Origin of the sequence: Terrabacter aeriphilus, assembly GCF_039542985.1 — a bacterium.
Taxonomy (GTDB): Bacteria; Actinomycetota; Actinomycetes; order Actinomycetales; family Dermatophilaceae; genus Terrabacter; species Terrabacter aeriphilus.
This window is the reverse complement of record NZ_BAABIW010000014.1, coordinates 40,923-66,118: the sequence shown is the minus strand read 5'-3', so window position 1 is coordinate 66,118 and position 25,196 is coordinate 40,923. Positions and strand designations below refer to the sequence as shown.

Here is a 25,196-nt window from a genome sequence, read left to right as displayed (position 1 = left end):
GGGTGGGGCTCAGAAGCCCATGCCGCCCATGCCGCCCATGTCGTCGCCACCGGGCATGGCCGGAGCGGACTTCTCCGGCTTGTCGGCGATGACGGCCTCGGTCGTGAGGAAGAGGGCCGCGATGGACGCCGCGTTCTGCAGCGCCGAGCGGGTCACCTTGACCGGGTCGATGATGCCGGCCTCGAGGAGGTCGACGTACTCGCCGGACGCGGCGTTGAGGCCCCAACCGGACTGGAGGCCGCGCACCTTCTCGGCCACGACTCCACCCTCGAGACCCGCGTTGATCGCGATCTGCTTGAGCGGGGCCTCGGTCGCGACGCGAACGATGTTCGCGCCGGTCGCCTCGTCACCCTCGAGGGCGAGCGAGTCGAGCGAGTCGGCGGCCTGGATGAGGGCGACGCCACCACCGGCGACGATGCCCTCCTCGACGGCGGCCTTGGCGTTGCGCACGGCGTCCTCGATGCGGTGCTTGCGCTCCTTGAGCTCGACCTCGGTGGCCGCGCCCGCCTTGATGACGGCGACGCCGCCGGCGAGCTTGGCGAGGCGCTCCTGGAGCTTCTCGCGGTCGTAGTCGGAGTCCGACTTCTCGATCTCGGCCTTGATCTGGGCGATGCGGCCCTCGATCTGGCTGCGGTCGTCGGCGTCCTCGACGATGGTCGTCTCGTCCTTGGTGACGACGACCTTGCGGGCCTTGCCGAGCAGGTCGAGGGTGGCGTTCTCGAGCTTGAGACCGACCTCCTCGGAGATGACCTGACCACCGGTGAGGATCGCGATGTCGGTGAGCATCGCCTTGCGACGGTCGCCGAAGCCGGGGGCCTTGACGGCAACCGACTTGAAGGTACCGCGGATCTTGTTGACGACGAGGGTGGCGAGTGCCTCGCCCTCGATGTCCTCGGCGATGATGAGGAGCGGCTTGCCCGACTGCATGACCTTCTCGAGGAGCGGCAGCAGGTCCTTGACGTTGCCGATCTTCGAGTTGGCGACGAGCACGTAGGCGTCGTCGAGGACGGTCTCCATGCGCTCGGTGTCGGTGACGAAGTAGGCCGAGATGTAGCCCTTGTCGAACCGCATGCCCTCGGTCATCTCCAGCTCGAGGCCCATGGTGTTGGAGTCCTCGACGGTGATGACACCTTCCTTGCCGACCTTGTCCATCGCCTCGGCGATGAGCCCGCCGATCTCCTCGTCGGCCGCCGAGATGCTGGCGGTCGAGGCGATCTGCTCCTTGGTCTCGATCTCCTTGGCCTGCTCGAGCAGACGGGCGGAGACGGCCTCGACGGCCTTCTCGATGCCGCGCTTGAGGGCCATCGGGTTGGCGCCGGCGGCCACGTTGCGCAGGCCTTCCTTCACCATGGCCTGGGCGAGCACGGTGGCCGTCGTCGTGCCGTCACCGGCGACGTCGTCGGTCTTCTTGGCGACCTCCTTGACGAGCTCCGCGCCGATCTTCTCGTACGGGTCGTCGAGCTCGATCTCCTTGGCGATGGAGACGCCGTCGTTGGTGATCGTGGGGGCGCCCCACTTCTTCTCGAGGACGACGTTGCGGCCCTTCGGGCCGAGCGTCACACGGACGGCGTCGGCGAGGATGTTCATTCCCCGCTCGAGCCCGCGGCGCGCCTCTTCGTCAAACGCAATGGTCTTGGCCATTCGGGTGGTTCCTCCCACGCGAATCGATGGTGGTGGGCCGCCTGACGCCCGCGACGGACGGGACCGGTCTCCTCAGCTCACGTCGCTGCGAACCCAGCCCCTCGGCACACGGCCCATATCTGTCACTCCCACAGGGAGAGTGCTAACGCCATTATTGGCACTCTCGACCTGAGAGTGCAAACAGTCCGGGCGTCGTCCGCCCCCGCGTGCGGCCCGCCCGGCTCAGCGGGCCGCGCCCGCTGCCAGCGCGGCGACGATGCGACCGGCATACTCCCCCGACTCCTGCGGCGACGCGTACGTCGTCCGTGGCCAGAAGAAGCCGCGCAGGCCGTCGCCCTTGGTGCGGGGCACGACGTGCACGTGCAGGTGCGGCACCGACTGGCTGACGACGTTGTTCATCGCGACGAAGCTGCCCTGCGCGCCGAGCCCCTCGACGGCTGCCGCGGCCAGCCGCCGGGTCGCCCCGAGCAGGCCGGCGTGCAGCGGCTCCGGGAGGTCGAGCAGGGTGTCGACGTGCCGGCGCGGCACGAGCAGGACGTGCCCCTTGAACACGGGTCGCCGGTCGAGGAAGCCGACGAAGTCCGGCTCGTCGAGCACGACGTCCGCCTCGGCCTCGCCGGCCACGATGGAGCAGAAGACGCAGGCCATGGCCCCACCCTGCCACGCACCCGGCCGCACTACGGTGGGGCGCATGCCCGCACCGACGCGCCCGTCCTCGACCGGAGCCGGCTTCGTCGAGGTGGCCGACCGTGTCTTCGTGGCGCGCTACCCGCAGTGGGACGTCAACGTCGGGCTCGTGCTCGGGCGTGACGGAGCCGTCGTCGTCGACACCCGGGCCAGCGACCGGGAGGGCAGCCAGGTGCGAGGCGACGTGCGCCGCCTCGGTCGGGACATCGAGGTGCGCCACGTCGTCAACACGCACGTCCACTTCGACCACACCTTCGGCAACGCGGCCTTCGACGCCGCCACGGTCCACGCGCACGACAACGTCGGCCGCACCTGGCGCGCCGACGAGGAGCGCATCAAGGCGGCGTTCCGCGCCGATCCCGGCGACGGCCCCGAGTTCGGCTACACCGCCGACGACGCCGCCGAGGTGCTCGCCACCGTCGTCCGCGGGCCGGACCGCACCTTCGGCTCCCACGCGACGATCGACCTCGGCGACCGCGTCGTCACGATGACGTATGCCGGCCGCGGCCACACCGACGGCGACGTGGCCGTGCTCGTGCCCGACACGGCGGCCCTCTTCCTCGGCGACCTCGTCGAGGAGAGCGCTCACCCGTCGTTCGGCGGCGACTGCTGGCCCCTCGAGTGGGCCGACACGCTCACGACGCACCTGCTCGACGTCGAGGAGCGCACCGTCGTCGTGCCGGGGCACGGGCGAGCGGTCGACGCCGCCTTCGTCGAGCGCCAGCGCGACGACGTCGCCGCGGTGGCCGCGGTCATCCGCGAGCGCCGCCTCGGCGGGATGAGCCTCGAGGCGGCGTTGCAGGAGGCCGACGCCCGACTGCCCTATCCCCTGGGCGACCTCGACGCCGCCTTCCGCCGCGGATGGGACCAGCTGGCGCCACCTGGCCCCTGACCGCGATCGCGGCGGCAGGCAGGCAGGCAGGCAGGCAGGCAGGCATGGCGGGGCGACGCGGATCCCGACAAAACGGCTCTTGCCGGGCCGGGGCGGCCGTAGCATCCGGCGAGCCCCGCCCGTCGCCGAAGGACCTCACCGTGACCGACCATGCCTCCTCCCCACCTGCCACCGCGCGCCCCGGCACGACGCTGCGCCCGCACGAGGCGCGGCCGCAGACCTCCGACGGGTCGTGGGTGGCACGCCGACGACAGCGGGTGACCGACGTCGCCGCCCGGCGGTTGCACGACGACCTCGTGGCGCGAGGGGTCACGGCCACCCGCTCGGCGCGCGGCACCACCGTCACCGTCCTTGCCTGCCTCGTGCTCGGGGTCGCGGCCGTCGCCGTCGGTCTGCTCGTCTGGGCCACCGTGGCGCCGAAGGGGCTCTGGGGGTGGCTCGGAGTCGTCGCCGGGTGGGCGTTCGTCGGCGCGCTCGTGCCCCGGCCGGTGCGCCTCAGCGAGACGGTCCGGCTCGAGCCGGCCGACTTCCCCGCCACCCACCGGCTCCTGGCCGATCTCGCCGACGGCGTGGGTGCCCGCGCCCCGGTCGAGGTGCACCTCGATGCCGGCTGGGGCGTCGAGCTCGTCGCCGTCGGCTGGGCGGCGCGGCCGACGCTCGTCGTCGGGCTGCCGCTGTGGACGTGCCTCACCGACGACGAGCGGGTCGCCCTGCTCTGTCACGAGCTCGGCCACGTCCGCAACGGGGACGGGCTGCGCGCTGTGCTCGTCGGCCAGGCGCACGGGCTCCTCGACCGGCTCGCGACGCTGCTGACGCCGTTGCCCCGCGACGCCGTCTCCGACCTCGTGGACGACAGCCTCGAGGTCAGCAGGTCACAGACCACCATGAACGGGCTGGGACGCCTCGTCCTCACCGTCGTGTCGGCGCCGGCCGTCGTCACCCTGCTCGCCTTCGAGCGCGCGGTGTCGCAGGAGGGCCAGCAGCGCGAGTACGCCGCCGACCTGCGGGCGGCCGAGGTGGCCGGAACCGCGGCCGTGGTGCGCCTGCTGCTCACCACGATGGGCCTCGCCGGCGTGCACACCCTGGCCGGCGCGGCCGCTCGCCGCCGCGAGGACCCCTTCACGGCGCTGGACACGGTCCGCGCCCGCCCGGACCTCACCGCCCGCGACATCGCTCTCGCCCGGTCCCGCGCCCGCGAGCACGACCTCCGGTGGGACGCCGCGCACCCTCGCGACGACCTGCGGCTCGGCGTGCTCGAGGCCCACCCCACCACGCCCGAGCCCGAGGCGCTGGCCGACCGCCGAGCCCTGGCACGTGCTGCCGATGCCGAGCTCGCCGGCCAGCGGCCCGCTCTCACGCGCCGGCTGCGCGACGAGCTGCTCGACACCTGACGCCAGGGCGCCCAGCCGCCGGCCGACCCGGCCGACCCGGCCGACCCGGCCGACCCCGCCCGCGGTCAGCCCGGTCAGCCGCGGAGGGCAGAGGGGAACGCGTCGGACCAGGACCGGACGGCGATGCCACCGTCGGCCGAGCGGTCGACCGACGTCGCGGCGAGGAGCGCGCGCACCACGGCCCGCGCCACGCAGTCGGCGCCGGCCTCCATGAGCACGGTGTGCTCGACCGGGTCGGGCGCGGGCCGCGCGCCGGTCGAGAGCGCGAACACGGTGTCGCCGTCGAAGAGCGTGTGCACCGGCCGCAGCGAGCGGGCCAGCCCGTCGTGCGCGACCCCGGCCGCCTTCTGGCACTGCGCCTTGGTCAACGTCGCGTCGGTCGCCACCACGCCGATCGTCGTGGCGAGGCCCGCCCGGCCCGTCCCGGCCGGTGTCGCCTCGGCGCGTGCCCGCGCGGCCTCGAGCTCGGCGACGCTCGGTCGGCCCACGTGGGCCAGCTCGCCCGGCAGACCGAGGCCCACGGCATACGGGAGCCCGGAGGTCGGGTCGACGGCCGAGCCGACGGCGTTGACGGCGACGATCGCGGCGACCGTCGCACCCGAGGGGAGCACGACGCTCGCCGACCCGATGCCGCCCTTGAGGCCGCCCACGGTCGCGCCGGTGCCGGCGCCGACGCAGCCCTCCTCGACCGCGGCCGGCGACGCCGCGTCGTAGGCGGCCCTGCCGTCCTCCGGGCCCGGCCGGTGCTCCCAACCTCCGCCGCGCCCGAGGTCGAACAGGATGGCCGCCGGCACGATCGGCACGACCTGCCCGGGCCCGCCGACCGGCCAGCCGACGCCGTCCGCGGCGAGCGCCGCCATCACCCCGTCGGCGGCCGACAGGCCGAAGGCCGACCCGCCACCGAGGACGACGGCGTGCACGCGGTCGACGAGGTTGCGCGGGTCGAGCAGGTCGGTCTCCCGGGTGCCCGGCCCTCCCCCGCGCACGTCGACCCCGGCCACCGCCCCACCGTCGGGCGCGAGGACGACGGTGACCCCCGTGAGCCAGCCCCGCTCGTCGCGCGTGCGGTGCCCGACGCGCAGGCCCGCCACGTCCACGAGCGAGTTGGTCGGGCCGGGCGTGGTCATCGCGGGTCGCGCAGGTCGAACTCCATGAGGCGACCGGGCGAGGAGAAGCCGAGGCGCTCGTAGAACTCCTGGGCCCGGTCGTCGGGGGCGTTGAGGCGGATCCACTTGACGTCGGTCGTGCGCGACCACTCGATCATCGCCTCGGTCAGCGCGCGGCCCACGCCGCGGTCACGGCAGCCGGGCGCGACGAACAGCCCGCCGACGTGCAGCCACGACACGTCCCTGCGGCCGGGCCAGGGCAGGGCGCGGATGCGCCGGGTCTCCAGGATGCCCGCGTGCTCGCCCCGGCTCTCGGCGATCCACGTCGGGCGGTCGGGCCGCTCGGCGAGCCACGCGTCGACGAAACGGTCGAGGTAGCCCGCCTCGGACGGCATACCGAGCTCACGGGCGAACTGCAGGTGCAGGGCGGCGACGATGAAGGCGTCGTCGGCGCCCGCGCGGCGGATCGTCACCTCGGCCATGAGGGAAGTGAACCACGCCGGTGTGCGCGAGGCGCGCAAGCCGACCCGGTCGAAGGGATCGGCCGGGAGGGTCAGCCGTTGATGCCGAGGCGGCGGGTCGTGCGCGCGCGCTGGCGGCTCGCACGCATCCGGCGCAGGCGCTTGATGAGCATCGGGTCGGCCTCGAGGGCAGCCGGGCTGTCGAGGAGCGCGTTGAGCACCTGGTAGTACCGCGTGGAGCTCATGTCGAACAGCTCCTTTATGGCCTGCTCCTTGGAGCCGGCGTACTTCCACCACTGGCGCTCGAAGGTCAGGATCTCGAGGTCGCGGGCGCTGAGGCCGTCCTCGGACTCGTGGCTGTGCGGCTGCGCCGTGGCGTGGTCTGTGCTCATGTCCCCGTCTCGCTGAAGGTGCGGTCGTGCGTTGGCTCCGCTCACACCATAGACCCAAATGACAGGGGTGTCATTCGGCCCCGGGGCCGCCCCGACCCGTCCGGAACAGGCGTCACAGCCGTCCCTCGGGCACCATCGCGGTCGGCCCCCGGACGTCATGACGGGGGCTCACGACATCGTGTCGAGGATGGCGCCGACGTCCTCCTTGGTCGTGTGCGGGTTGACGATGGCGAAGCGGGTCAGCGTCTCGCCGCGGAACGTCGTCGGCACGACGAAGGCGAACTCCTGCCCGAGCAGCCGGTCGGTCCACGCCTGGTAGTCCTCGGGGCCCCAGCCGAGGCGTCGGAAGACGACGACCGAGAGGTCCGGCTCGCGCACCGCCTCGAGGTAGTCGCGCCGGCCGATCTCCTCTGCGGCGAAGCGGGTCACCTCGAGCGTGCTCTCGATGGCCTCGACGTAGGCGTCGGTGCCGTGCACCGCGAGGGAGTACCAGAGCGGCAGGCCACGGGCCCGGCGGGTGAGGCCGATCGAGTAGTCGGTCGGGTTCCACTCGGCCGACTTCGTGATGACGTCGAGGTAGCCGGCCTCCTGGGTGTGCGCGACCCGCGCGAGCTCGGGCTCGCGGTAGATGAGGGCGCAGCAGTCGAAGGGCGCGAAGAGCCACTTGTGCGGGTCGACGATGAAGGAGTCGGCGTGCTCGATGCCGTCGAAGAGGTGTCGCACCGAGGGCGCTGCCAGGCCCGCGCCGCCGTAGGCGCCGTCGACGTGCAGCCAGAGGCCGTACTCACGGCACACCTCCGCGACCGACGCGAGGTCGTCGACGACGCCGAAGTTCGTCGTGCCGCTCGTCGCGACGACGGCGAAGAACGTCTCGGGACCGTTCTGCTCCAACGTCTTCCGCAGCTCGGCGCCGGTCAGGCGCAGCTGGTCGTCGACGTGCACGCCGCACACCTCGGCGTCCATGACGGCCGCCATCGAGACGACCGACGAGTGCGCGTTGTCGGTGGCGGCGATCCGGTAGGGCCGGGCGCCGGTGCCGGCCTCCTGGGCCTTCGCCCGGGCCGTGTGCCGGGCGACGACGAGCGCCGAGAGGTTGCCCACCGTGCCACCGGGCACGAAGACGCCGCCCGCCGACTCCGGCAGGCCGGCGAGGTCGCTGATCCAGCGCAGCGCCTGGTTCTCGGCGTAGACCGCACCGGCCCCCTCCATCCACGAGCCGCCGTAGATCGAGGAGGCGCCGACGACGACGTCGAAGGCCGCCGCCTCGCGCGTCGGGGCGCACGGGATGAAGGAGAGGTAGCGCGGGTGGTCGGTGGAGAGGCAGGCCGGGGCGAGGGTGTGCTCGAAGAGCTCCATGGCCCGGGTCGAGCCGAGGCCGTCGCGCGTGATGGTCTGCCCCGCGGCGGCGGTCAGGTACTCCTCGGTCTGCGCCCCGTCGAGCGGGATCGGGTCCATGAGGAGCCGCTCACGGGCGTAGCTGAGGACCTTGTCGACGGCGACGTGGTCGGCGTCCTTGTCGAAGCTGTGCACGCACGCATGCTAGGCCCTGCGGGGCCCGGCCCGACGTCAGGCGCCGAGGAGGGCGGCGCGCAGCTCGTCGGCCGTCGAGACGACGGCGCTCGGGCGGACGCCGTGGAGCGCGTCGGGCTCCCCCGCGCCCCACGTCACCGCGACGGTGTCCATGCCCGCCGCCTTGCCCGCCAGCACGTCGACGACGGCGTCACCGACGTAGACGGCCCCCGTCGAGGATCGACCCATGCGCTCGAGGGCGAGCAGCAGCGGCGTCGGGTCGGGCTTGTGCTTGTCGGTGTCCTCCATGGCGACGAGGACGTCGACGTGCGCGCTGATGCCGAGGATGTCCATCGCCTGCTGCGCCGACTCGCGGCGCTTCGACGTGGCGACGCCGACGTGCACGCCTGCCGCGCGCAGGGCGCCGAGCACCTCGACGACGCCGTCGTAGCCGCGGATCAGCCGCTCGGTGTTGTCGGCGTTCCAGCGCAGGTACGTCGCGTACAGCTCGTCGGCGTGCTCGGGCGAGTGGTCGCGGAAGGCCCCGATGAGCGGCCGGCCGATCCACGAGCGGATGACGGTCGGGTCCTCCTCGTGGCCGAGGATCGTGCGGAACGCGTGCTGGTAGGACTCGACGATGAGGTGGATCGTGTCGGCGAGCGTGCCGTCGAGGTCGAAGACGGCGGTGGACCAGCGCGGTGGAGTCACCGGCCGAGCCTAGATCAGGCCGGCCCCGAGCCACCGCCCTCGTCTCATCACCCGGGTCGGCCGCGCGTCCGCCCCGAGCACGAGCAGGTCGGCCCGTGCCCCGGCCCCGAGCCGGCCCCGGTCGGCCAGCCCGAGCACCCGCGCGGGGGTGAGCGTGGCGGGCCGGAGGGCATACGGCAGCGGGACGCCGGAGGCGACCGTGCGCGCCACGATGTCGGCGACGTGGCTCGTGCCGCCGGCGATCGACCCGGGCACGGTTCCGTCGGAGTCGCGGGCGAGGCGCGCGACGCCGCCGGCGACGACGACCTCGAGACCGCCGAGCACGTAGGCGCCGTCGCCGACCCCGGCCGCGGCCATCGCGTCGGAGACGAAGGCGACGTGGTCGGCGCCGACGAGGTCGAGCACCGTGCGCACGGTGTCGTCGGCCAGGTGCACGCCGTCGGCGATGAGCTCGACGGTGACGTCCCCCCGGGCGGCCGAGCGCATCAGTGCCGCAACGGCTCCGGGCTTGCGGTGGTGCCAGGGGTCCATGCCGTTGAAGAGGTGCGTGGCGAGGTCGGCGCCGGCGGCCACGGCCGCACCGACCTGGGGGTAGGTCGCGGTCGTGTGGCCCACGGCGGCGTGGATGCCGGCTGCAGTGAGCCAGCGGACGAGCTCGAGCCCGTTGGTGCGCTCCGGCGCGAGGGTGACCTGCCGGATGTGCCCGCGCCCCAGGGCGATCAGGCGCTCGACCTCGCCGAGCGACGGGTCGCGCAGGAGCGTCGGGTCGTGCGCGCCGCAGCGCGCGGCCGCGAGCCAGGGGCCCTCGAGGTGGATGCCCTCGACGAGGCCGTCGTCGGCGAGCTCGGCGAGCATGGCCACCCCGCGCTCGAGGTCGCGCGGGCTCATCGTCACGAGGCTCGCGAGCAGGCTCGTCGACCCGCGCGCGTGGTGGTGCTCGGCCGCCGCCGCCGCGGCGTCGTCGCGCAGGTCGGTGAAGGCCGTGCCGCCGCCGCCGTGGCAGTGCAGGTCGACGTATGCCGGCACCATCGTCCCGCTCACCGGCTCGGCCCCGCTCGCGCCGGGCGGGAGCGGCGCCCCGTCCACGATCGGGGTGACGGACGTCAGGTGCTCGCCGTCGACCTGCACGAGCACGTCGGGCAGCACGGCGTCGTCGACGAGGGCGGGTCCGCGCAGTGTGAGGTTCATCGGGGTCGATTCTGTCGCACGGACGGCGGGGGTAGCGTGTGGGCGTGCCAGCCCGTCCCCTCGCCGACCTCGTCCACCCGACGTGGGTCCCCGCCCTCGAGCCGGTGGCCGACACCATCACGGGGATGGGCGAGTTCCTCCGCGAGGAGGTCGCGGCCGGCCGTGGCTACCTCCCGTCGGGCGACCGCGTGCTGCGCGCCTTCTCGCTGCCGCTGCCCGACGTGCGCGTGCTCGTCGTCGGCCAGGACCCCTACCCGACGCCCGGCCACCCGGTCGGGCTCAGCTTCAGCGTGGCCCCGGACGTGCGGCCGGTGCCGCGCTCGCTCCAGAACATCTACCAGGAGCTCGGCACCGACCTCGGCCTGCCGACGCCGGCCAACGGTGACCTGACGCCGTGGTTCGAGCGCGGCGTCATGCTGCTCAACCGGGTGCTCACGGTGCGCCCCGGGGCGAGCGCGAGCCACCAGGGCAAGGGCTGGGAAACCGTGACGGCACAGGCGATCTCGGCTCTCGTCGACCGCGGCGGTCCGCTCGTCGCGATCCTCTGGGGCCGCCAGGCGCAGTCGCTCGCCCCGGCGCTCGGCGAGGTGCCGCGTGTCGAGTCGGCGCACCCGTCACCGCTGTCGGCCCGCTCCGGCTTCTTCGGCTCGCGGCCCTTCAGCCGCACCAACGACCTCCTCGCCCAGCAGGGCGCGGACCCCATCGACTGGAGCCTGACATGACCCAGCCCACCCCCGAGGTCTCCGGGCCCACGGTCTGGACGCGCTTCGTCGCCATCGGCGACTCGTTCACCGAGGGCATGTGCGACGACGACCCGACCTTCGGCCACGACGGCGAGTTCGCCGGGTGGGCCGACCGGCTCGCCTCGCACCTCTCGGAGATCGCGCGCGCCGACGGCGTCGACTTCGGCTACGCCAACCTCGCCGTGCGCGGCCGCAAGCTCGCCGACGTCGTGGGCCCCCAGCTCGAGGACGCGCTCTCGCTCTCCCCCGACCTCGTCAGCATCGTCGGCGGCGGCAACGACATCCTCCGACCCAAGGCCGACCTCGACGGGCTCGCCGCGCGACTCGAGGCCGCCGTCGCGCGCATCCGGGCGACCGGCGCCGACGTGCTCATGGCGACGCCCGTCGACCCGGCCGACGCGCCGCTCGTCAAGGCGACCCGGGGACGGGCCGCGATCCACACGGCGAACATCTGGAGCATCGCGCGCCGCAACGGCGCCCACGTCATCGACCAGTGGGGGCTGCACGCCCTGCGCGACTGGCGGATGTGGAGCGAGGACCGCATCCACATGACGCCCGAGGGGCACCGCCGCGTGGCGCTCGCAGCGCTCGAGGCGCTCGGCCACACCCCGGCCGAGACGGACTGGGCGACGCCGCTCGAGCCGGCTCCCCCCATCGGTCGGCGCGAGGCGCTGCAGGCCAACGCGCAGTGGGCCAAGGAGTACGTCGGCCCGTGGGTGCACCGCCGGCTGACCGGCCGCAGCTCGGGCGACCAGCGCTCGGCGAAGCGCCCCGACGTCGCCCCGCTCGACCCGTCGTAGGTGCCGCCACCCGCGGCCGTATGCCGTGTGCGCGGTCCCGCGTGACGGCACACGACCGCGTCGGCGGGGACGACTGACTTCCCTTCGTCGGCCCGGGGCCTGCGGCTGAGCACGGCCCGAGGGTGACGGACCGCGAAGGGTCGTCACCCGTCCCTCGCCGGCCTGTGGAGAAGTCGGGCCGGCGCGCGACCGTCTTTGCCACGCTCGGCGTCATGACCACCCGGCGCCGACCCCGGCGGGGCCGCACGACCGCCGACGTCGTCGCCGCCCTGACGCGTCTCGGCGGCACCTGCTCGTGGCGCGAGCTGCGGCGGGCCGTGCCGTGGCGGCTCATCGGCCCGGCCGTCGAGGCCGGTGCCGTGCGCCGGGTCGGCCACGGCACCTACGCGCTGCCCGCCGCCGACGACGGCCGGGTGGCCGCCCTGCGGATGACCGGCGTGGCCTCCCACCGGACCGCGGCCCTGCACTGGGGGTGGAAGGTCAAGACCGTCCCGCGCCTGCCCGACGTCACGGTCCCGGCGCGGCGCAAGTCGCGCCCGAGCACCCGTGGCAGCGCGACGGTGCACCGTCGCACCCTCGACCCCGGCGACGTCGTGGACGGCTGGGTCACGTCACCGGTGCGCACCGTCATCGACTGCTGCCTCGACCTGCCCTTCGACGAGGCGCTCTCGGTCGTCGACTCGGCACTGCGGAGCGGACTGCCGAGGCGCGCCCTCGTCGCGGCGGCCGGGAGCCTGGGCCCGCGCCTCCGGGCTCGCGCCCTGGCCGTCGTGAGGCAGGGCAGCGCTCGGGCGGCCAACCCCTTCGAGTCGGTGCTGCGCGCCATCGCGCTGGGCGTCGGGACGGCCTGGGACCCTCAGCACCGGATCCGCTACGACGACCTCTACGCGCGAGTCGACCTGGCCGACCCGGACCTCCGGATCGTGCTGGAGGCCGAGAGCTTCGAGTTCCACGCCGAGCGGGCCGCCTTCGGCCGCGACTGCGAGCGCTACGACGAGCTGACCTCTCGCGGGTGGCTCGTGCTGCGCTTCACGTGGGAGCAGGTGATGCTCCGCCGGGACTGGGTCGCGCGGGTCGTCGAGCGCACGGTCCGGCGGCGCACCGCCGAGCTCGCTGCCGGTGAGGGACGGCTGACGCAGCCCCACGACGACGTATGCCGTCCCGCTGGCTCAGCGGGACGGCATACGTGCTCGGGTCGGTGACGTCTCAGACGCTCGCGGCGAACGCCTTCTCGAAGACGTCGAGGCCCTCGGAGAGCAGCTCGTCGCTCGCGGCGAGCGGCGGCAGGAAGCGGAAGACGTTGCCGTAGGTGCCGCACGTCAGGGTGACGAGGCCCTCGGCGTGGCAGGCCTTGTTGACGGCTCCGGTCAGCGCAGCGTTCGGCGTGAGGTCGCCGGGGCCGTTGACGAGCTCGACGGCGAGCATGGCGCCGCGACCGCGGATGTCGCCGATCTGCGGGTACTTCTCCGCGAGCGCCTGCAGGCGCGGCACGAAGAGGGCCTCCACCTGCTTGGCGCGGCCGCAGAGGTCCTCCTCCTTCATCGTCTCGATGGCGCCGAGGGCCGACGCGCACGCGACGGGGTTGCCGCCGTAGGTGCCGCCGAGGCCACCGCCGTGGATCGAGTCCATGACGTCGGCGCGGCCGGTGACGCCGGCGAGCGGGAGGCCGCCCGCCATGCCCTTCGCCGTCGTGATGAGGTCGGGCACGACGCCCTCGTGCTCGCTGGCGAACCAGTCACCGGTGCGGCAGAAGCCGGTCTGCACCTCGTCGGCGATGAAGAGGATGCCGTTGTCGGCACACCAGTCGGCGACCTGCTTGACGAATCCCGGTGCGGGAACGATGAATCCGCCCTCGCCCTGGATCGGCTCGAGGATGACGGCGGCGAGGTTCTCCTCCCCCACCTGCGCGTGCACCTGGCTGACGAACGCGTCGAAGCTCTCCTTGGCGCAGTCGGCGGGGCCGCCCGGCCAGCGGTAGGGGTAGCTCATCGGCGCGCGGTAGACCTCACCGGCGAAGGGCCCGAACTTGTGCTTGTACGGCATGTTCTTCGCCGTCAGCGCCATCGTCAGGTTGGTGCGGCCGTGGTAGGCGTGGTCGAAGGCGACGACGGCGTTGCGGCCGGTGAAGTGGCGCGCGACCTTGACGGCGTTCTCGACGGCCTCGGCGCCGGAGTTGAAGAGCGCGGTGCGCTTCTCGTGGTCACCCGGCGTCAGCTCGTTGAGCGCCTCGGCCACCTCGAGGTACTCCTCGTAGGGCGTGACCATGAAGCACGTGTGCGTGAAGTCCTGCACCTGCGCGGTGACGCGGTCGACGACGCGCGGCGCTGCGTTGCCGACCGTCGTGACGGCGATGCCCGAGCCGAAGTCGATGAGCTGGTTGCCGTCGACGTCGACGAGGATGCCGCCACCGGCGCGCTCGACGTAGACGGGCAGGCCGGTGGAGACGCCGGCGGACACGGCCGCCGTCTTGCGCGCCTGGAGCGCGGCCGACTTGGGGCCGGGGATCGCGGTCTGCAGGAGCCGCTGCTGGGGGACGTTGCTCATGCGAGCCAGTATGCCGCCCGACGCCCCCCGCGCGGAACCGGGGTCGTGCGCCCGGAAGGTGCTCATTCCGCACCCGACGGCGGCGTCCGGTCGTGGACTCGGTGGTGGAGCACCGGGTTCGCGACCGAACGCGTCGTCAGGATGGACCAGGGCGCGAGACGGGTGGGTGCGGTCAGAGCTCGACGCCCTCGCCGAAGCGGCCCCGGGCCTCGGGCGGGATGAGCGGCCGGTCGGCGCGCGCCGCGATCTGCTGCACGGCCCACGAGTTGCCGTCGGGGTCGGAGAACCCGAAGAAGGTGCCACCGTCGCGGGGGTCGATGACCTGGAGCTCGGAGCACTCCACACCTCGGCCGACGAGCTCGGCCCGCGCCGCCTCCGCATCGGCGACGACGAGCTGCAGGCCGTGGAGCGATCCGGGCGCCATGGCATTCTGGGCGGGGAGGCTCCCCACGACGATCGAGCACCCGGAGCCGCGCGGGGTGAGCTGCGCGACGTGCATGTGCTCGTTCTCGGTGTCGTGGTCGAGGTCGAAGCCGACCTGGTCACGGTAGAAGGCGATGGCGGCCGCGAGGTCGCTGACCGGGACGATGACGACCTCGAGCGTCCAGTCCACGGCGCTCAGCCCTGCATGCCGGCGGAGGCGGAGGCGGACGCAGCCGCGGAGGCGGGCTGCGTGAGGAGCTCGTCGAGGCGCTCGTAGCCCTGGGCCATGCCCTGCTCCATGCCGCTCTCGACCATCATGTCGCGCCCCTCGACGGTGCGACCGACGCTCCGGCCCTCGAGCCGGCATCGCCCGTCACCGAGGTCGACGAACCGCATGAACTCGATCGCGACCTCGTCGGGGGCGCCCTCGAACTCGAAGGTCTGGATGGCCATCTCGTTGTCGCGGACCGTGTGGAAGGTGCCGTGGAAGCCGTAGACGTCGTCGCCGTCGCGGTGGGTGTAGCGGTAGCCGCCGCCGGACGTGAAGTCCCAGCGCTCGACCACCATCTCGTAGCCCCGGGGGCCGAGCCACTGGCGCACGAGCTCCGGGTCGCGGTGGGCGTTGAAGACGGCCTCGACGGGCGCGTCGAACTCGCGCGTGAAGTCGATCCACGGCACGCCGGCGGGGATGTCGAGGGTGAGGGCGTTGCTCATGACTGCTGCTCCTTCTCGGTGCTGTTCGGTGTGGTTGCGGGTGTTGCGGGTGCTGCCGTGGTGCGTTCGAGGACGGCGTCGAGCGAGCGGAAGCGCTGCTCGGCAGCCAGTCGGTAGCGGTCGATCCAGGCCGTCAGGAGCTCGAGGCGAGCCGCCTCGAGGTGCACCGGACGGCGCTGGGCGTCGCGGGTGCGACTGACGAGACCCGCCTGCTCGAGCACCTGGATGTGTCGGCTGACCGCCTGCTTGCTGATCTCGAAGGGCTCGGCGAGCTCGTTGACGGTCGCGGCGCCGCGGCTCAGGCGGGCGACGATGGCGCGCCGGACGGGGTCGGCCAGGGCCGCGAAGGCGCGGTCGAGGTCGGCGTCCGAGACGGGCGAGAGGATCATCATCAACAGACTCCTTGATCAACTGACATGTTGATTACACACCTCTACCCGCACCCCGTCAACCCCCCGGCGCCAGCCACTCAGCCCGGCAGAGCCCCGTGCCCACCCCGTTTCGCCTGAGACTCCGCAGATGCGGGTGTATGGTCACGCTCATGCCGCAACTGCGCATCACCGAGGCTGCCGCCCTGCTCGGCGTCTCAGACGACACGGTCCGCCGGATGGTCGACTCGGGCCGCCTCGACGGCGCCACCGACGACGCCGGGCGCCGCACCGTCGACGGTGCCCAGCTCGCGGCCGTCGCCCAGGAGCTCGCGCACCCCGCCGCCGTCGGCACCATCGGGGCCGCCTCGGCGCGCAACCGGATGCGCGGCATCGTCACGGCCATCACGAAGGACACCGTGATGGCCAAGGTGGAGCTGCAGTGCGGTCCGTTCCGCATCGTCTCGCTGCTCTCGAGCGAGTCCGTCGACGAGCTCGGGCTCGAGGTCGGCTCGGTCGCCGTCGCCAGCGTCAAGTCGACCCACGTGGTCGTGGAGGTCCCCGCGTGAGCACGCTCCGCCCCGACACCCGCCCGCTCCCCCGGCGCCCGCTCGTCCGGCACCGCGTGGCCGCACCCGCCGTCACGGCCCTCACCACCGTGCTCCTCGCCGCGTGCGGGAGCAGCACGCCGGCCCCCTCGACCGGCGGCTCGGCCCAGCCGGGAGGGTCGTCCGCGTCGTCGTCCCTGCAGGGCACCGTCACCGTGCTCGCGGCAGCCTCGCTCACCGAGTCCTTCGACGCGCTGAAGAAGGACTTCGAGGCCTCGCACCCCGGCGTCACCGTCGAGACGTCGTACGGCTCGAGCGCCACGCTCGTGCAGCAGGTGAACAACGGCGCACCGGCCTCGGTCGTCGCGCTGGCCGGCACGGCGGCCGCCGAGCCGCTCGACCAGAGCATGGTCAAGGACATGAAGACCTTCGCCACCAACGTCCTCGAGATCGCCGTGCCGCCCGCCAACCCCGGCGGCGTCACCTCGATCGCCGACCTCGCGAAGCCGTCGGTCAAGGTCGTGCTCTGCGCCGACACCGTGCCGTGCGGCAAGGCGGCTCAGACGACCTTCACGAAGGCCGACGTCGTCCCCAACGTCGTCAGCAAGGAGGTCGACGTGAAGGCGACGCTGGCCAAGGTCAAGCTCGCCGAGGCCGACGCGGCCGTCGTCTACCACTCCGACGTCGTCGCGGCCAGGGACGCGGTCAAGGGCGTGACGATCCCCGCGGACGTCAACACGAGCCTCACCTACCCCGTCATCACGCTGGCCGACGACGCCGCGACGAAGGCCTTCGTCGCCTTCCTCCTCAGCGCCGAGGGCCTCGCCACCGTGCAGTCCTTCGGGTTCGGCGCGCCCTGAGCGACGCCGTGCGCCGCCCCCGGCAGGATGAGGTCGCATGAGGTATGCCGCCGGGTGGCGTTCGCGCATCACCCTCGGCGTGCCGGCCGCGCTCGCCCTGCTGCTGCTCGTCGTCCCCCTCGTCGCGCTCCTGCTGCGCGCCGACTGGGCCCGCATCCCGGCCGACCTCGCGACGCCGACCGTGCTGCCGGCGCTCCGGCTGTCGCTGACGACGACGTCGATCACCGCCCTGCTGTGCCTCGCGCTGGGCACGCCCCTCGCCTGGTTCTTCGCCCGCTCCGACCACCGCGCGACGAGCTGGGTGCGTGCGCTGCTCACCGTGCCGCTCGTGCTGCCCCCGGTCGTCGGCGGCGTGGCGCTGCTCATGACGTGGGGCCGCAACGGGGTCGTGGGCCAGCACCTCGCGCCGTTCGGCGTCCAGATCCCGTTCACGACGGTGGCGGTCGTGCTCGCCGAGACCTTCGTGGCCATGCCCTACTACGTGCTCGCCGTCGAGGGGGCGATGCGCGGCCTCGACCCCCGGCTCGAGGCGGTCGCCCGGACGCTCGGGGCGGGCGATCTGCGCTACCTGCGCACCGTCGCCATCCCCCTCGTGCTGCCGGGCATCGCGAGCGGCCTCGCCCTCGCGTGGGCGCGCGCGCTCGGTGAGTTCGGCGCGACGATCACCTTCGCCGGCAACTTCCAGGGACGCACGCAGACCCTCCCGCTCCTCGTCTACGTCGAGCTCGAGCGCGACCCCCAGGTCGCCATCTCGATCAGCATCCTGCTGCTCGCGGTCAGCGTGCTCGTGCTCGGCGCCCTGCGCGGGCGGTGGCTGCGGTGACCGCGGGGACTCCCCCGGGGGCCGCCCGGCTCGACGGGCTCGACGGGCTCGACGGGCTCGACGGGCTCGACGGGCTCGATGCTCGGATCCGCCTGAGCCGCGGGGTCACCGAGATCGACGTGGCCCTGACGGCCGGCCCCGGGGAGGTCATCGGCGTGCTCGGGCCCAACGGAGGCGGCAAGACCTCGACGGTCCTCGCCCTCGCCGGCGTGCTGCCGCTCGCCTCGGGGCACGTGCGCGTCGACGGCGCGGTCTGGGACGACGGCCGGCGCCGCCTCCCGCCCGACCGGCGCCGGGTGGGACTCATGCTCGCCGACAGCCTGCTCTTCCCCCACCTGCGCGCCGTCGACAACGTCGCGTTCGGCCCGCGCAGCCGGGGCGTCGACCGGGCGGGTGCGCGCCGGCGGGCGCTGGCCGAGCTCGACCGCGTGGGTCTCGCCGACCGGGCCCAGGCCCGCCCGCGCGAGCTCTCGTCGGGCCAGCAGGCCCGGGTCGCCCTGGCGCGCGCCCTGGCCACCGACCCGGCCCTCCTGCTCCTCGACGAGCCGCTCGCCGCCCTCGACCCCGACACCCGCGCCCGCACCCGCAGCGACCTCGCGACCCGGCTGGCGGCATACGGCGGGGTGACGGTGCTCGTGACGCACGACCCGCTCGACGCCCTCACCCTCGCCGACCGGCTCGTCTTCGTCGAGGACGGGCAGGTCACCCAGACGGGCACGCCCGCGCAGGTGCTGGGCGAACCGCGCAGCGCCTACGTCGGCACCGTCGTCGGCCTCAACCTGTATGCCGCCCGGGGGGACGCGCACGGCCACGTCACCACCGAGACCGGCGGCGTGCTCGTCACGACCGACCCGACGGAGGGCGCGGTGTGGGCGACGATCCCGCCCGGCGCCGTGTCGTTGCACCGCCACGAGCCGGAGGGGTCGCCCCGCAACGCCTGGGCCCTGCGCATCCGGTCGGTGACGATGCAGGGCCAGTCGGCGAGGGTCGGCCTCGAGGGCGTCGTGCCCCTGACCGCCGAGGTGACGCTCGAATCGGTCACCGCCCTGGGCCTGCAGGTCGGCCAGGACGTGTGGGCGGCCGTCAAGGCCACCGAGGTGCGCACCTACCCCCGCTGACCCGTCAGCGCGTCGCGTCGTGCTCGACCGCCGGCCGCCCGGCCACGCGGCGCACCCGGAGGAGGACGAGCACCGACGGCAGCTGCACCACCGCGGCGACGAGCAGGGCCACCGGGATCGACGTCCGTGTCGCGAGTGCGCCGAGGGGCGGACCACCGGCGACCTGCCCGACGGCGTTGGCCTGGCTCGTCATCGACAGGACCGTGGCGCGCGTCGGCCCCTCGAGGTTGCGGTTCATCCACGTCGCCTCGATGGGTGCGCTGAAGGCCATGGCCGCACTTCGCACCCACACGCAGGCGAGCGCGAGCCAGAGGTTGCCGACGAGGGCGACCCCCGCGACCGCGACGACCTGGGCGAGCGCCGCGAGGGCCACCGGCACGCCGGGCGCCGTGTCGACGACGCGCCGCGGCAGCCAGCGGCCGCTCGCCAACGACGCGAGGAGCGCGAGCACGGTGCCGACGAGGGCGAAGGCGGTGAAGGCGATGGCCTCGTCGCCGCCGAAGACCTCCGGCATCGCGAACGTGTCGAGCAGCCGCACGCGCCAGAGCCGGTCGAAGACCTCGCTCGCGAGGCCGGCGAGGAGGCTGACGAGGAGGAAGGCGCGCACGACACGTCGGCCGCGCGCGAGGCGCAGGCCCGCCACGAGCTGGTCGCGCAGGTGACCGAACGTCTCGCGCTCCCCGCGCGGCGTGGGGCGGAAGTGCCGCTCCGGCATGGCCACCCACAGCCCGACCGCGAGCAGCACCAGGGTGGCGCCCGCCACGACGACGGGGACCCGCAGCGCCACGAGGCCGAGGGCGCCGGCCGCCAGCGTGCCGACGACGCCTGCCGCCAGGTCGATCTGGGTCTCGCGCGTGAAGACGTGGGCGACGGCCTCCTCGCCCACCTCGTCGGTGATCCACGCCTGCAGCGCCCCGGAGGTGAAGGTGTAGCCGATGCCCCAGAGCACGTTGCCGACGATGGCGGCCCCGAAGGTCGCGACGACCCCTTCGCACGCGAAGCCGGTGCCGACGAGGAAGAAGCCGACGATGACGGACACCCGCCGGCTGTAGAGGTCGGCGACAAGCCCGGTCGGCACCTCGAAGAGGAAGCAGGTCGCCTCGAGCACCGTGCCCACGAGCACCATCTGGAACGGGTCGAGGCCGACGACGCGGTACTGGAAGACGAGGTTGAGCGTGAAGCACAGGGCGAAGGCGAAGGCCGCCACCGCCGTCAGCACGTAGAAGGTCGGGGTGGCCTCGGCCTCGCGCAGCGGACGGCGCAGGAGCGTGAGCACGGGACGACGGTAGGGCGCTGCACCTGCCGCCGTCGCCTGCTTTAGGCGCCACGGCCGGTTCCAGGATGTCCACGGACGGCCTCGTAACGTCTCACGATGCGGACGTAATGCTCGGACGTCCTAGTATCTAGGCATGCCAGCGACGAGGCTGATGCCCACCGACGACGCCACCGACCTCATCGAGCTGACGCGCGAGATCTGCCGCAAGGACCTCGCCCCGAAGGTCGACGACGCCGAACGCGCACGCACCTTCCCCGCGGACGCCTTCGCGACGCTCGGCCGGTCGGGGCTGCTCTCGCTGCCCTACCCGGAGGAGTTCGGGGGCGCCGACCAGCCCTACGAGGTCTACCTCCAGGTCGTCGAGGAGATCGCGTCCGTCTGGATGAGCGTCGCCGTGGGCGTCAGCGTGCACAGCCTCACCGCCTACCCCGTCGCGACGTTCGGCACGCGCGAGCAGCAGGAGGCCCTGCTGCCCGGCATGCTCTCGGGCGAGCAGCTCGGCGCCTACTGCCTCTCCGAGCCCCTCGCCGGCTCGGACATCGCCTCGATGACGACCCGCGCGACCCCCACCGACGACGGCTGGGCGCTCAAGGGCACCAAGGCGTGGATCTCGCACGCCGGGCACGCCGACTACTACACGACCTTCGCCCGCACGTCCGACGACGGCGGCCGTGGGCTCTCGACGTTCATCGTGCCCGGCGACGCGCCCGGCCTGACCTTCGCCGAGCCCGAGCGCAAGATGGGGCTGCACTGCGACCCCGTCGCCCAGGTGATGTTCGACGCGGTGCCGGTGGACGCCGCGCGGCTCATCGGGACGCCCGGCCAGGGCATGCACATGGCGCTGTCGGCCCTCGACGCCGGACGCCTCGGCATCTCAGCCGCCGCCACGGGTCTCGCGCAGTCCGCGCTCGACGCCGCCACGGCGTACGCCGCCGAGCGCGAGCAGTTCGGGCGCCGGATCGGCGACTTCCAGGGCCTCGCCTTCCTGCTCGCCGACATGGAGGCCGCGGTGACGTCGGCGCGCGCCACCTACCTGCACGCCGCCCGGCTCAAGGACGCCGGTCGCGGCTTCGGCAAGGAGGCCGCGGTGGCCAAGCTCGTCGCCACCGACGCGGCCATGAAGGTGACGACCGACGCCGTGCAGGTGCTCGGTGGGGCCGGCTACACCGAGGACTTCCCGCTCGAGCGCTACATGCGCGAGGCGAAGGTGACCCAGATCTTCGAGGGCACCAACCAGATCCAGCGACTCGTCATCTCGCGCCAGCTCCTCGCCCGCTGACCCTGGCTCGTCGCCCCCACCCCCGCCGTCCGAAAGGCTTGTCATGCAGCTGAACTCGTCCACCGTCGCCGTCGTCACCGGTGGCGGCTCCGGCCTCGGCGGTGCCACCGCGCGCCGTCTCGTCGCCGACGGCGCCACCGTCGTCATCATCGACCTCGAGGGGTCGACCGCGCCGGCGCTCGTCGACGAGCTGAACGCCGAGCGCGCGGGCAGCGCCGTGTTCGTCGCCGCCGACGTGCGGGACGAGTCGCAGGTGCAGGCCGCGATCGACCGGGCCACCTCGCTCGGCGAGCTGCGCGTCGCCGTGAACTGCGCCGGTGTCGCCACGCCCGGCCGCGTCATCGGGCGTGGGGGCCCCCTCCCCCTCGACACCTTCAGGACGGTCGTCGAGATCAACCTCGTCGGCTCGTTCAACGTGCTGCGCCTCGCGGCCGCGGCGATGCTCGCCAACGAGCCGGTCGACGGCGACCGAGGCGTCATCGTCAACACCGCGAGCATCGCGGCCTACGACGGCCAGATCGGCCAGGCCGCCTACGCCGCGAGCAAGGGCGGCATCGTCGGCCTCACGCTCTCGGCCGCGCGCGACCTCGCCGACAAGGCGATCCGCGTCATGACGATCGCCCCCGGCACGTTCGAGACGCCGATGCTCGCCGGGCTCCCGGGCGACGTCAAGGAGGTGCTCGAGAAGCAGGTGCCGCACCCGTCGCGCCTCGGTCGCCCCGAGGAGTACGCGAGCCTCGTGCGCCACATCGTCGACAACCCGATGCTCAACGGCGAGGTCGTCCGCCTCGACGGCGCCCTGCGGATGCCGCCGCGCTGACCGTGCTGACCTGCTGACGCCGCGTGCAGAGGTGCCCACCCGAGACCGTCGGGTGGGCACCTCGGTGCATCAGGGCGGCACGGGGCCCCGCGGTGTGGGCATGATGGCGGGGTGAACGAGCCCGGCGCCGACCTCGAGGTGACGCCGGGCCCCGGCCTGCGGCGGGGCCTGGTCATCCCCGCGAGCGAGCTCGTCGAGCGGTTCAGCCGCGCGTCCGGGCCCGGCGGCCAGGGCGTCAACACGACCGACAGCCGGGTCGAGCTCGTGCTCGACGTGCGCACCTGCACCGCGCTGACCCCGACGCAGCGCGAGCGGCTCGAGGGCTCACCCGCGGCCCGCGTCGTCGGCGGACGCATCACCGTCGTCGCCTCCGAGCACCGGTCGCAGCTGCGCAACCGGGCCGCGGCCCGCGAGCGCCTCGTGGCGCTGCTGCGGGCCGGGCTCGAGCCACCGGCCCCGGCCCGACGGGCCACGCGGCCGACGCGCGGCTCGCAGCAGCGCCGCCTCGCGGGCAAGAAGCGGCGCGGGGAGGTCAAGTCCGGCCGTGGTCGCGTGCCGCCGGAGTGACCGGTCAGGCGTGCGGTGGGGCCAGCACGGTCGTCCCGACGACGGCGTCCACCTCGATGGGGCCGTAGACGTGGGGGAACGTCTCGCCCGTCGCCGGGTCGCCGACCTCGTGCACGACACGCGCACCGAGGCGCGACTCGTCGACGTGCAGCAGCACGAGCGGCTCGGTGACGTCGGCGTAGAAGAGCCGCCGCACGACGGGCCACTGCGCGTCGGACGAGGCGTGGATGAAGCCCTCCTCGGCGAGGGAGCGGCCGCGCGTCGAGCGCGCGTAGCTGCCCTCGGCCAGAGCCTGCTGCCAGTCGGCCTGCTCGGCCAGGTGGTAGATCATGGCGCGCGACGTTACCAACCTCCGGGCCTCCCCGCCCGGGTGCAGCGACCGCACCGGTTGCACCGTCCGGGGACGGGGCGTGCCCGGACGACAACCTTCCCGGCCCGCCACCGCGTCAAGGGTGCGTCCGACCGCACCAGACAGGGGAACGTCAGTGGAAGCCACCGAACGCGAGGCCGACTTCTCGGCCTACGTGCGAGCGCGACAGGCGTCGCTCGCGCGGTTCGCGTACCTGCTCACCGGTGACCCGCACAGCGCGGAGGACCTCGTCCAGTCCGCGCTCGCCCGGGTCTACGCCAGGTGGGACCACATCCGCGCCGTCGAGTCGCCGGACGCCTACGTCCGCAAGGTCATGGTCAACGAGCACACGACGTGGTGGCGCCGCGCCTGGCGCCACCGCGAGCGCACCGACAGCGAGCTCATCAGGGTCATGGACCCGGCCGCGGCCCCGGCGACGGGACGTGACGGCGAGCTGTGGGCGCACGTGCGCTCGCTCGCCCCCCAGCAACGGGCCGCCGTGGTCCTGCGCTACTACGAGGACCTCACCGAGGCCCAGACGGCGGAGATCCTCGGCATCTCCGTCGGCACCGTCAAGAGCCACACGAGCCGCGCGATCAGCTCCCTGCGCAGCACCATGAAGGAGGTCACGCCGTGACCACACCGGACCACGAGGAGCACGAGCTCCAGTCCCTGCTCCGCGCGCACGCCGACCGGGTCGACGTGCCCGGAGACTTCGCGCCCGGCGCGATCGCCCGGCGCCGTCGCGACCGGCGCACCCGCGCCACGCTCGGGGCGGTGGCGGCCGCCGCCGTCATCGCCGTGGCCGTCCCCACGGTGTGGTCGGCCGACCGGGGGACGCCCCCGCCGGTGCCCGCGGTGTCGGCGTCCTCGACCGCCGTACTGCCGTCGCCGACCGGCGACCCCACCACGCCGCAGACCGAGCGGGCCACGGCCACGCGCGACACGGCATACGCCCTCGACGACACGATCCGCTACGGCGACCAGGTGATCCAGCTCGAGAAGGGCACCGTCGTCGAGAGCTTCGCGGTGCTGGCTGGCGGCGGCTTCGTGCTGCAGTCGCACCGCTCCACCGGTGCGTCGCAGAGCGAGATGGAGATCCTGTCGCCGACGGGGCGCACCGTCGCGGCGCTCGGCACCTCGGGCATGTATGCCGTGTCGGGCGACGGCCTGCGCGTCGTCGCGAAGAGCGGCACGTCCGACACCGTCGTCGTCCACGACGCCAACGGCGTGGAGCTGGCCCGACGCACCGACCCCCGCGAGGTGGCCGCCGTCGTCGGCGACCTCGTCTACCTCGGGGGCGACTCCCAGCAGGGCTCGCTCGAGTGGAACCTGTCCACGGGGGGCACCCGAGCGCTGCCGGCGCACGTCGTGGCGGTCTCGGAGAACGGCCGCCGGGCCGCGCTGCGGTGGTCGGTCGCCGGTGACGCCATGGACGAGGCCTGCTGGGCCGTCGTCGACCTGACGCAGCCCTCGTTCCCGAGGACCGTCGAGCGCTGCGGCGCCGGCAAGAACCCGTCGATGTTCATGCCGACCGCCTTCTCGAGCCGCAGCACCTACCTCGTCGGCTCGATGGCGGTCGACGGTGGCTACTGGTTCAGCGCGGGCGTCGTCCGGGTCGAGGACGGTTCCACCGTGCTCGGTGGCACCGGCGACGCCGCCGTCTCGGGATGGACGTGGCACCTGGCCGACGACGAGTCGAGCCTCGTCATCTCCCGCAACACCTCGCAGCCGCTCTCCCCGGCCACCGCCAACACGCTGCAGTCGTGCAGCCTCACCCTGGACTGCACCGAGCTCGGGGCGCAGCAGCCGCCTCGCGACCGCGACGGCACGACGGAGCCGCGGTACGTCGTGCCGCGGTGAAGTCCAAGAGGCACGACCGGCGCCCGGCGTGCGGTGCGAGAGCACGTCGGCGGGCAGGTCGAGGCGCACGGGGAGCGCTGCGCACCAAAGGGATTGACCGACTGACCCCCGACGGTCGTGCGCATC

At 73.7% G+C, this 25,196-nt stretch carries 28 protein-coding genes; 14 read left to right on the top strand and 14 right to left on the bottom strand.

Going from position 1 to position 25,196, the window contains the following annotated elements:
• Positions 1-9 precede the first annotated feature (9 nt).
• Positions 10-1,641, bottom strand: coding sequence for a chaperonin GroEL (groL, locus tag ABD979_RS09445; RefSeq protein ID WP_345507220.1), 1,632 nt, complete (start codon positions 1,639-1,641; stop codon positions 10-12).
• 222 nt (positions 1,642-1,863) lie between these two features.
• Complete coding sequence (locus ABD979_RS09440; RefSeq protein WP_345507219.1) at positions 1,864-2,334, bottom strand: HIT family protein; 471 nt, start codon at positions 2,332-2,334, stop codon at positions 1,864-1,866.
• On the opposite strand from ABD979_RS09440, the gene ABD979_RS09435 reads away from it, so the two are divergent.
• Both ABD979_RS09435 and ABD979_RS09430 read left to right on the top strand, forming a co-directional pair.
• Positions 2,333-3,220 carry an MBL fold metallo-hydrolase gene (locus tag ABD979_RS09435; RefSeq protein ID WP_345507218.1) on the top strand — a complete coding sequence of 296 codons (888 nt, stop codon included), beginning with the start codon at positions 2,333-2,335 and terminating at the stop codon, positions 3,218-3,220. The two genes, ABD979_RS09440 and ABD979_RS09435, sit on opposite strands and share 2 nt — an antisense overlap.
• A 140-nt stretch (positions 3,221-3,360) precedes the next feature.
• Entirely contained in the window at positions 3,361-4,611 is a 1,251-nt protein-coding gene (locus ABD979_RS09430; protein WP_345507217.1) for a M48 family metallopeptidase, read from the top strand.
• 74 nt (positions 4,612-4,685) lie between these two features.
• Here ABD979_RS09430 and ABD979_RS09425 read toward each other — a convergent pair whose 3' ends face one another.
• The 6 genes from ABD979_RS09425 to ABD979_RS09400 form a co-directional block, all read right to left on the bottom strand.
• On the bottom strand, positions 4,686-5,738 hold the full coding sequence (locus ABD979_RS09425; RefSeq protein WP_345507216.1) for a P1 family peptidase: 1,053 nt from the start codon (positions 5,736-5,738) through the stop codon (positions 4,686-4,688).
• On the bottom strand, positions 5,735-6,199 hold the full coding sequence (locus ABD979_RS09420) for a GNAT family N-acetyltransferase (RefSeq protein ID WP_345507215.1): 465 nt from the start codon (positions 6,197-6,199) through the stop codon (positions 5,735-5,737). The genes ABD979_RS09425 and ABD979_RS09420 overlap by 4 nt, the downstream gene beginning before the upstream one ends.
• Positions 6,200-6,270: 71 nt before the next feature.
• Entirely contained in the window at positions 6,271-6,615 is a 345-nt protein-coding gene (napA, locus tag ABD979_RS09415; RefSeq protein WP_486389409.1) for a nucleoid-associated protein NapA, read from the bottom strand.
• Between the two features lie 123 nt (positions 6,616-6,738).
• Complete coding sequence (locus ABD979_RS09410) at positions 6,739-8,100, bottom strand: pyridoxal phosphate-dependent decarboxylase family protein (protein ID WP_345507213.1); 1,362 nt, start codon at positions 8,098-8,100, stop codon at positions 6,739-6,741.
• 36 nt (positions 8,101-8,136) lie between these two features.
• Positions 8,137-8,787 carry an HAD family hydrolase gene (locus ABD979_RS09405; RefSeq protein ID WP_345507212.1) on the bottom strand — a complete coding sequence of 217 codons (651 nt, stop codon included), beginning with the start codon at positions 8,785-8,787 and terminating at the stop codon, positions 8,137-8,139.
• Positions 8,788-8,796: 9 nt separating this feature from the next.
• Positions 8,797-9,975 (bottom strand): N-acetylglucosamine-6-phosphate deacetylase, encoded by a 1,179-nt coding sequence (locus ABD979_RS09400; protein WP_345507211.1) that lies wholly within the window; start codon positions 9,973-9,975, stop codon positions 8,797-8,799.
• A 44-nt stretch (positions 9,976-10,019) separates the two neighbouring features.
• Between ABD979_RS09400 and ABD979_RS09395 the strand changes: the two genes are divergently transcribed.
• From ABD979_RS09395 to ABD979_RS09385, 3 genes are all read left to right on the top strand, one after another.
• The gene (locus tag ABD979_RS09395; RefSeq protein WP_345507210.1) at positions 10,020-10,697 is read left to right on the top strand and encodes a uracil-DNA glycosylase; all 678 of its coding nucleotides are present in this window, start codon (positions 10,020-10,022) and stop codon (positions 10,695-10,697) included.
• Complete coding sequence (locus ABD979_RS09390) at positions 10,694-11,518, top strand: SGNH/GDSL hydrolase family protein (RefSeq protein WP_345507209.1); 825 nt, start codon at positions 10,694-10,696, stop codon at positions 11,516-11,518. Before ABD979_RS09395 ends, ABD979_RS09390 begins: the two co-directional genes overlap by 4 nt.
• A gap of 212 nt (positions 11,519-11,730) precedes the next feature.
• Entirely contained in the window at positions 11,731-12,720 is a 990-nt protein-coding gene (locus tag ABD979_RS09385) for a DUF559 domain-containing protein (protein WP_345507208.1), read from the top strand.
• Positions 12,721-12,724: 4 nt separating this feature from the next.
• Here the strand turns inward: ABD979_RS09385 and gabT are convergent, their stop codons facing one another.
• From gabT to ABD979_RS09365, 4 genes are all read right to left on the bottom strand, one after another.
• Complete coding sequence (gene gabT / locus ABD979_RS09380; RefSeq protein WP_345507207.1) at positions 12,725-14,062, bottom strand: 4-aminobutyrate--2-oxoglutarate transaminase; 1,338 nt, start codon at positions 14,060-14,062, stop codon at positions 12,725-12,727.
• 172 nt (positions 14,063-14,234) lie between these two features.
• The gene (locus ABD979_RS09375) at positions 14,235-14,675 is read right to left on the bottom strand and encodes a VOC family protein (protein ID WP_345507206.1); all 441 of its coding nucleotides are present in this window, start codon (positions 14,673-14,675) and stop codon (positions 14,235-14,237) included.
• Positions 14,676-14,680: 5 nt separating this feature from the next.
• Positions 14,681-15,199, bottom strand: coding sequence for an SRPBCC family protein (locus ABD979_RS09370; protein ID WP_345507205.1), 519 nt, complete (start codon positions 15,197-15,199; stop codon positions 14,681-14,683).
• Positions 15,196-15,588, bottom strand: a complete 393-nt coding sequence (locus tag ABD979_RS09365; protein WP_345507604.1) for an ArsR/SmtB family transcription factor — start codon at positions 15,586-15,588, stop codon at positions 15,196-15,198. Before ABD979_RS09365 ends, ABD979_RS09370 begins: the two co-directional genes overlap by 4 nt.
• Before the next feature lie 152 nt (positions 15,589-15,740).
• Between ABD979_RS09365 and ABD979_RS09360 the strand changes: the two genes are divergently transcribed.
• From ABD979_RS09360 to ABD979_RS09345, 4 genes are read left to right on the top strand one after another with little or no spacing between them, the layout of a single operon-like run.
• Positions 15,741-16,136, top strand: coding sequence for a TOBE domain-containing protein (locus ABD979_RS09360; protein ID WP_345507204.1), 396 nt, complete (start codon positions 15,741-15,743; stop codon positions 16,134-16,136).
• A complete protein-coding gene (gene modA / locus ABD979_RS09355; protein ID WP_345507203.1) occupies positions 16,133-16,975 on the top strand; it encodes a molybdate ABC transporter substrate-binding protein in 843 nt (280 codons plus the stop codon). The genes ABD979_RS09360 and modA overlap by 4 nt, the downstream gene beginning before the upstream one ends.
• A gap of 37 nt (positions 16,976-17,012) precedes the next feature.
• A complete protein-coding gene (locus ABD979_RS09350; RefSeq protein ID WP_345507202.1) occupies positions 17,013-17,798 on the top strand; it encodes an ABC transporter permease in 786 nt (261 codons plus the stop codon).
• Entirely contained in the window at positions 17,795-18,916 is a 1,122-nt protein-coding gene (locus ABD979_RS09345; protein WP_345507201.1) for an ABC transporter ATP-binding protein, read from the top strand. Before ABD979_RS09350 ends, ABD979_RS09345 begins: the two co-directional genes overlap by 4 nt.
• 4 nt (positions 18,917-18,920) lie before the next feature.
• Here the strand turns inward: ABD979_RS09345 and ABD979_RS09340 are convergent, their stop codons facing one another.
• A complete protein-coding gene (locus ABD979_RS09340) occupies positions 18,921-20,192 on the bottom strand; it encodes an MFS transporter (RefSeq protein ID WP_345507200.1) in 1,272 nt (423 codons plus the stop codon).
• A 133-nt stretch (positions 20,193-20,325) separates the two neighbouring features.
• Between ABD979_RS09340 and ABD979_RS09335 the strand changes: the two genes are divergently transcribed.
• The 3 genes from ABD979_RS09335 to arfB all read left to right on the top strand — a co-directional run bounded on the left by ABD979_RS09335 (position 20,326) and on the right by arfB (position 22,858).
• On the top strand, positions 20,326-21,471 hold the full coding sequence (locus tag ABD979_RS09335) for an acyl-CoA dehydrogenase family protein (RefSeq protein ID WP_345507199.1): 1,146 nt from the start codon (positions 20,326-20,328) through the stop codon (positions 21,469-21,471).
• Positions 21,472-21,514: 43 nt separating this feature from the next.
• Positions 21,515-22,291: an SDR family NAD(P)-dependent oxidoreductase gene (locus ABD979_RS09330; RefSeq protein WP_345507198.1), complete on the top strand. Its 777-nt coding sequence runs from the start codon at positions 21,515-21,517 to the stop codon at positions 22,289-22,291.
• A gap of 111 nt (positions 22,292-22,402) precedes the next feature.
• Positions 22,403-22,858, top strand: a complete 456-nt coding sequence (arfB, locus tag ABD979_RS09325) for an alternative ribosome rescue aminoacyl-tRNA hydrolase ArfB (protein WP_345507197.1) — start codon at positions 22,403-22,405, stop codon at positions 22,856-22,858.
• 4 nt (positions 22,859-22,862) lie between these two features.
• On the opposite strand, the gene ABD979_RS09320 is transcribed toward arfB, so the two are convergent.
• Positions 22,863-23,189 carry a DUF952 domain-containing protein gene (locus ABD979_RS09320; RefSeq protein ID WP_345507196.1) on the bottom strand — a complete coding sequence of 109 codons (327 nt, stop codon included), beginning with the start codon at positions 23,187-23,189 and terminating at the stop codon, positions 22,863-22,865.
• Positions 23,190-23,343: 154 nt separating this feature from the next.
• On the opposite strand from ABD979_RS09320, the gene ABD979_RS09315 reads away from it, so the two are divergent.
• Together ABD979_RS09315 and ABD979_RS09310 are read left to right on the top strand one after the other, a co-directional pair.
• Positions 23,344-23,844: a SigE family RNA polymerase sigma factor gene (locus tag ABD979_RS09315; protein ID WP_345507195.1), complete on the top strand. Its 501-nt coding sequence runs from the start codon at positions 23,344-23,346 to the stop codon at positions 23,842-23,844.
• Positions 23,841-25,070, top strand: a complete 1,230-nt coding sequence (locus ABD979_RS09310) for a hypothetical protein (protein WP_345507194.1) — start codon at positions 23,841-23,843, stop codon at positions 25,068-25,070. Before ABD979_RS09315 ends, ABD979_RS09310 begins: the two co-directional genes overlap by 4 nt.
• The last annotated feature ends 126 nt before the right edge of the window (positions 25,071-25,196 follow it).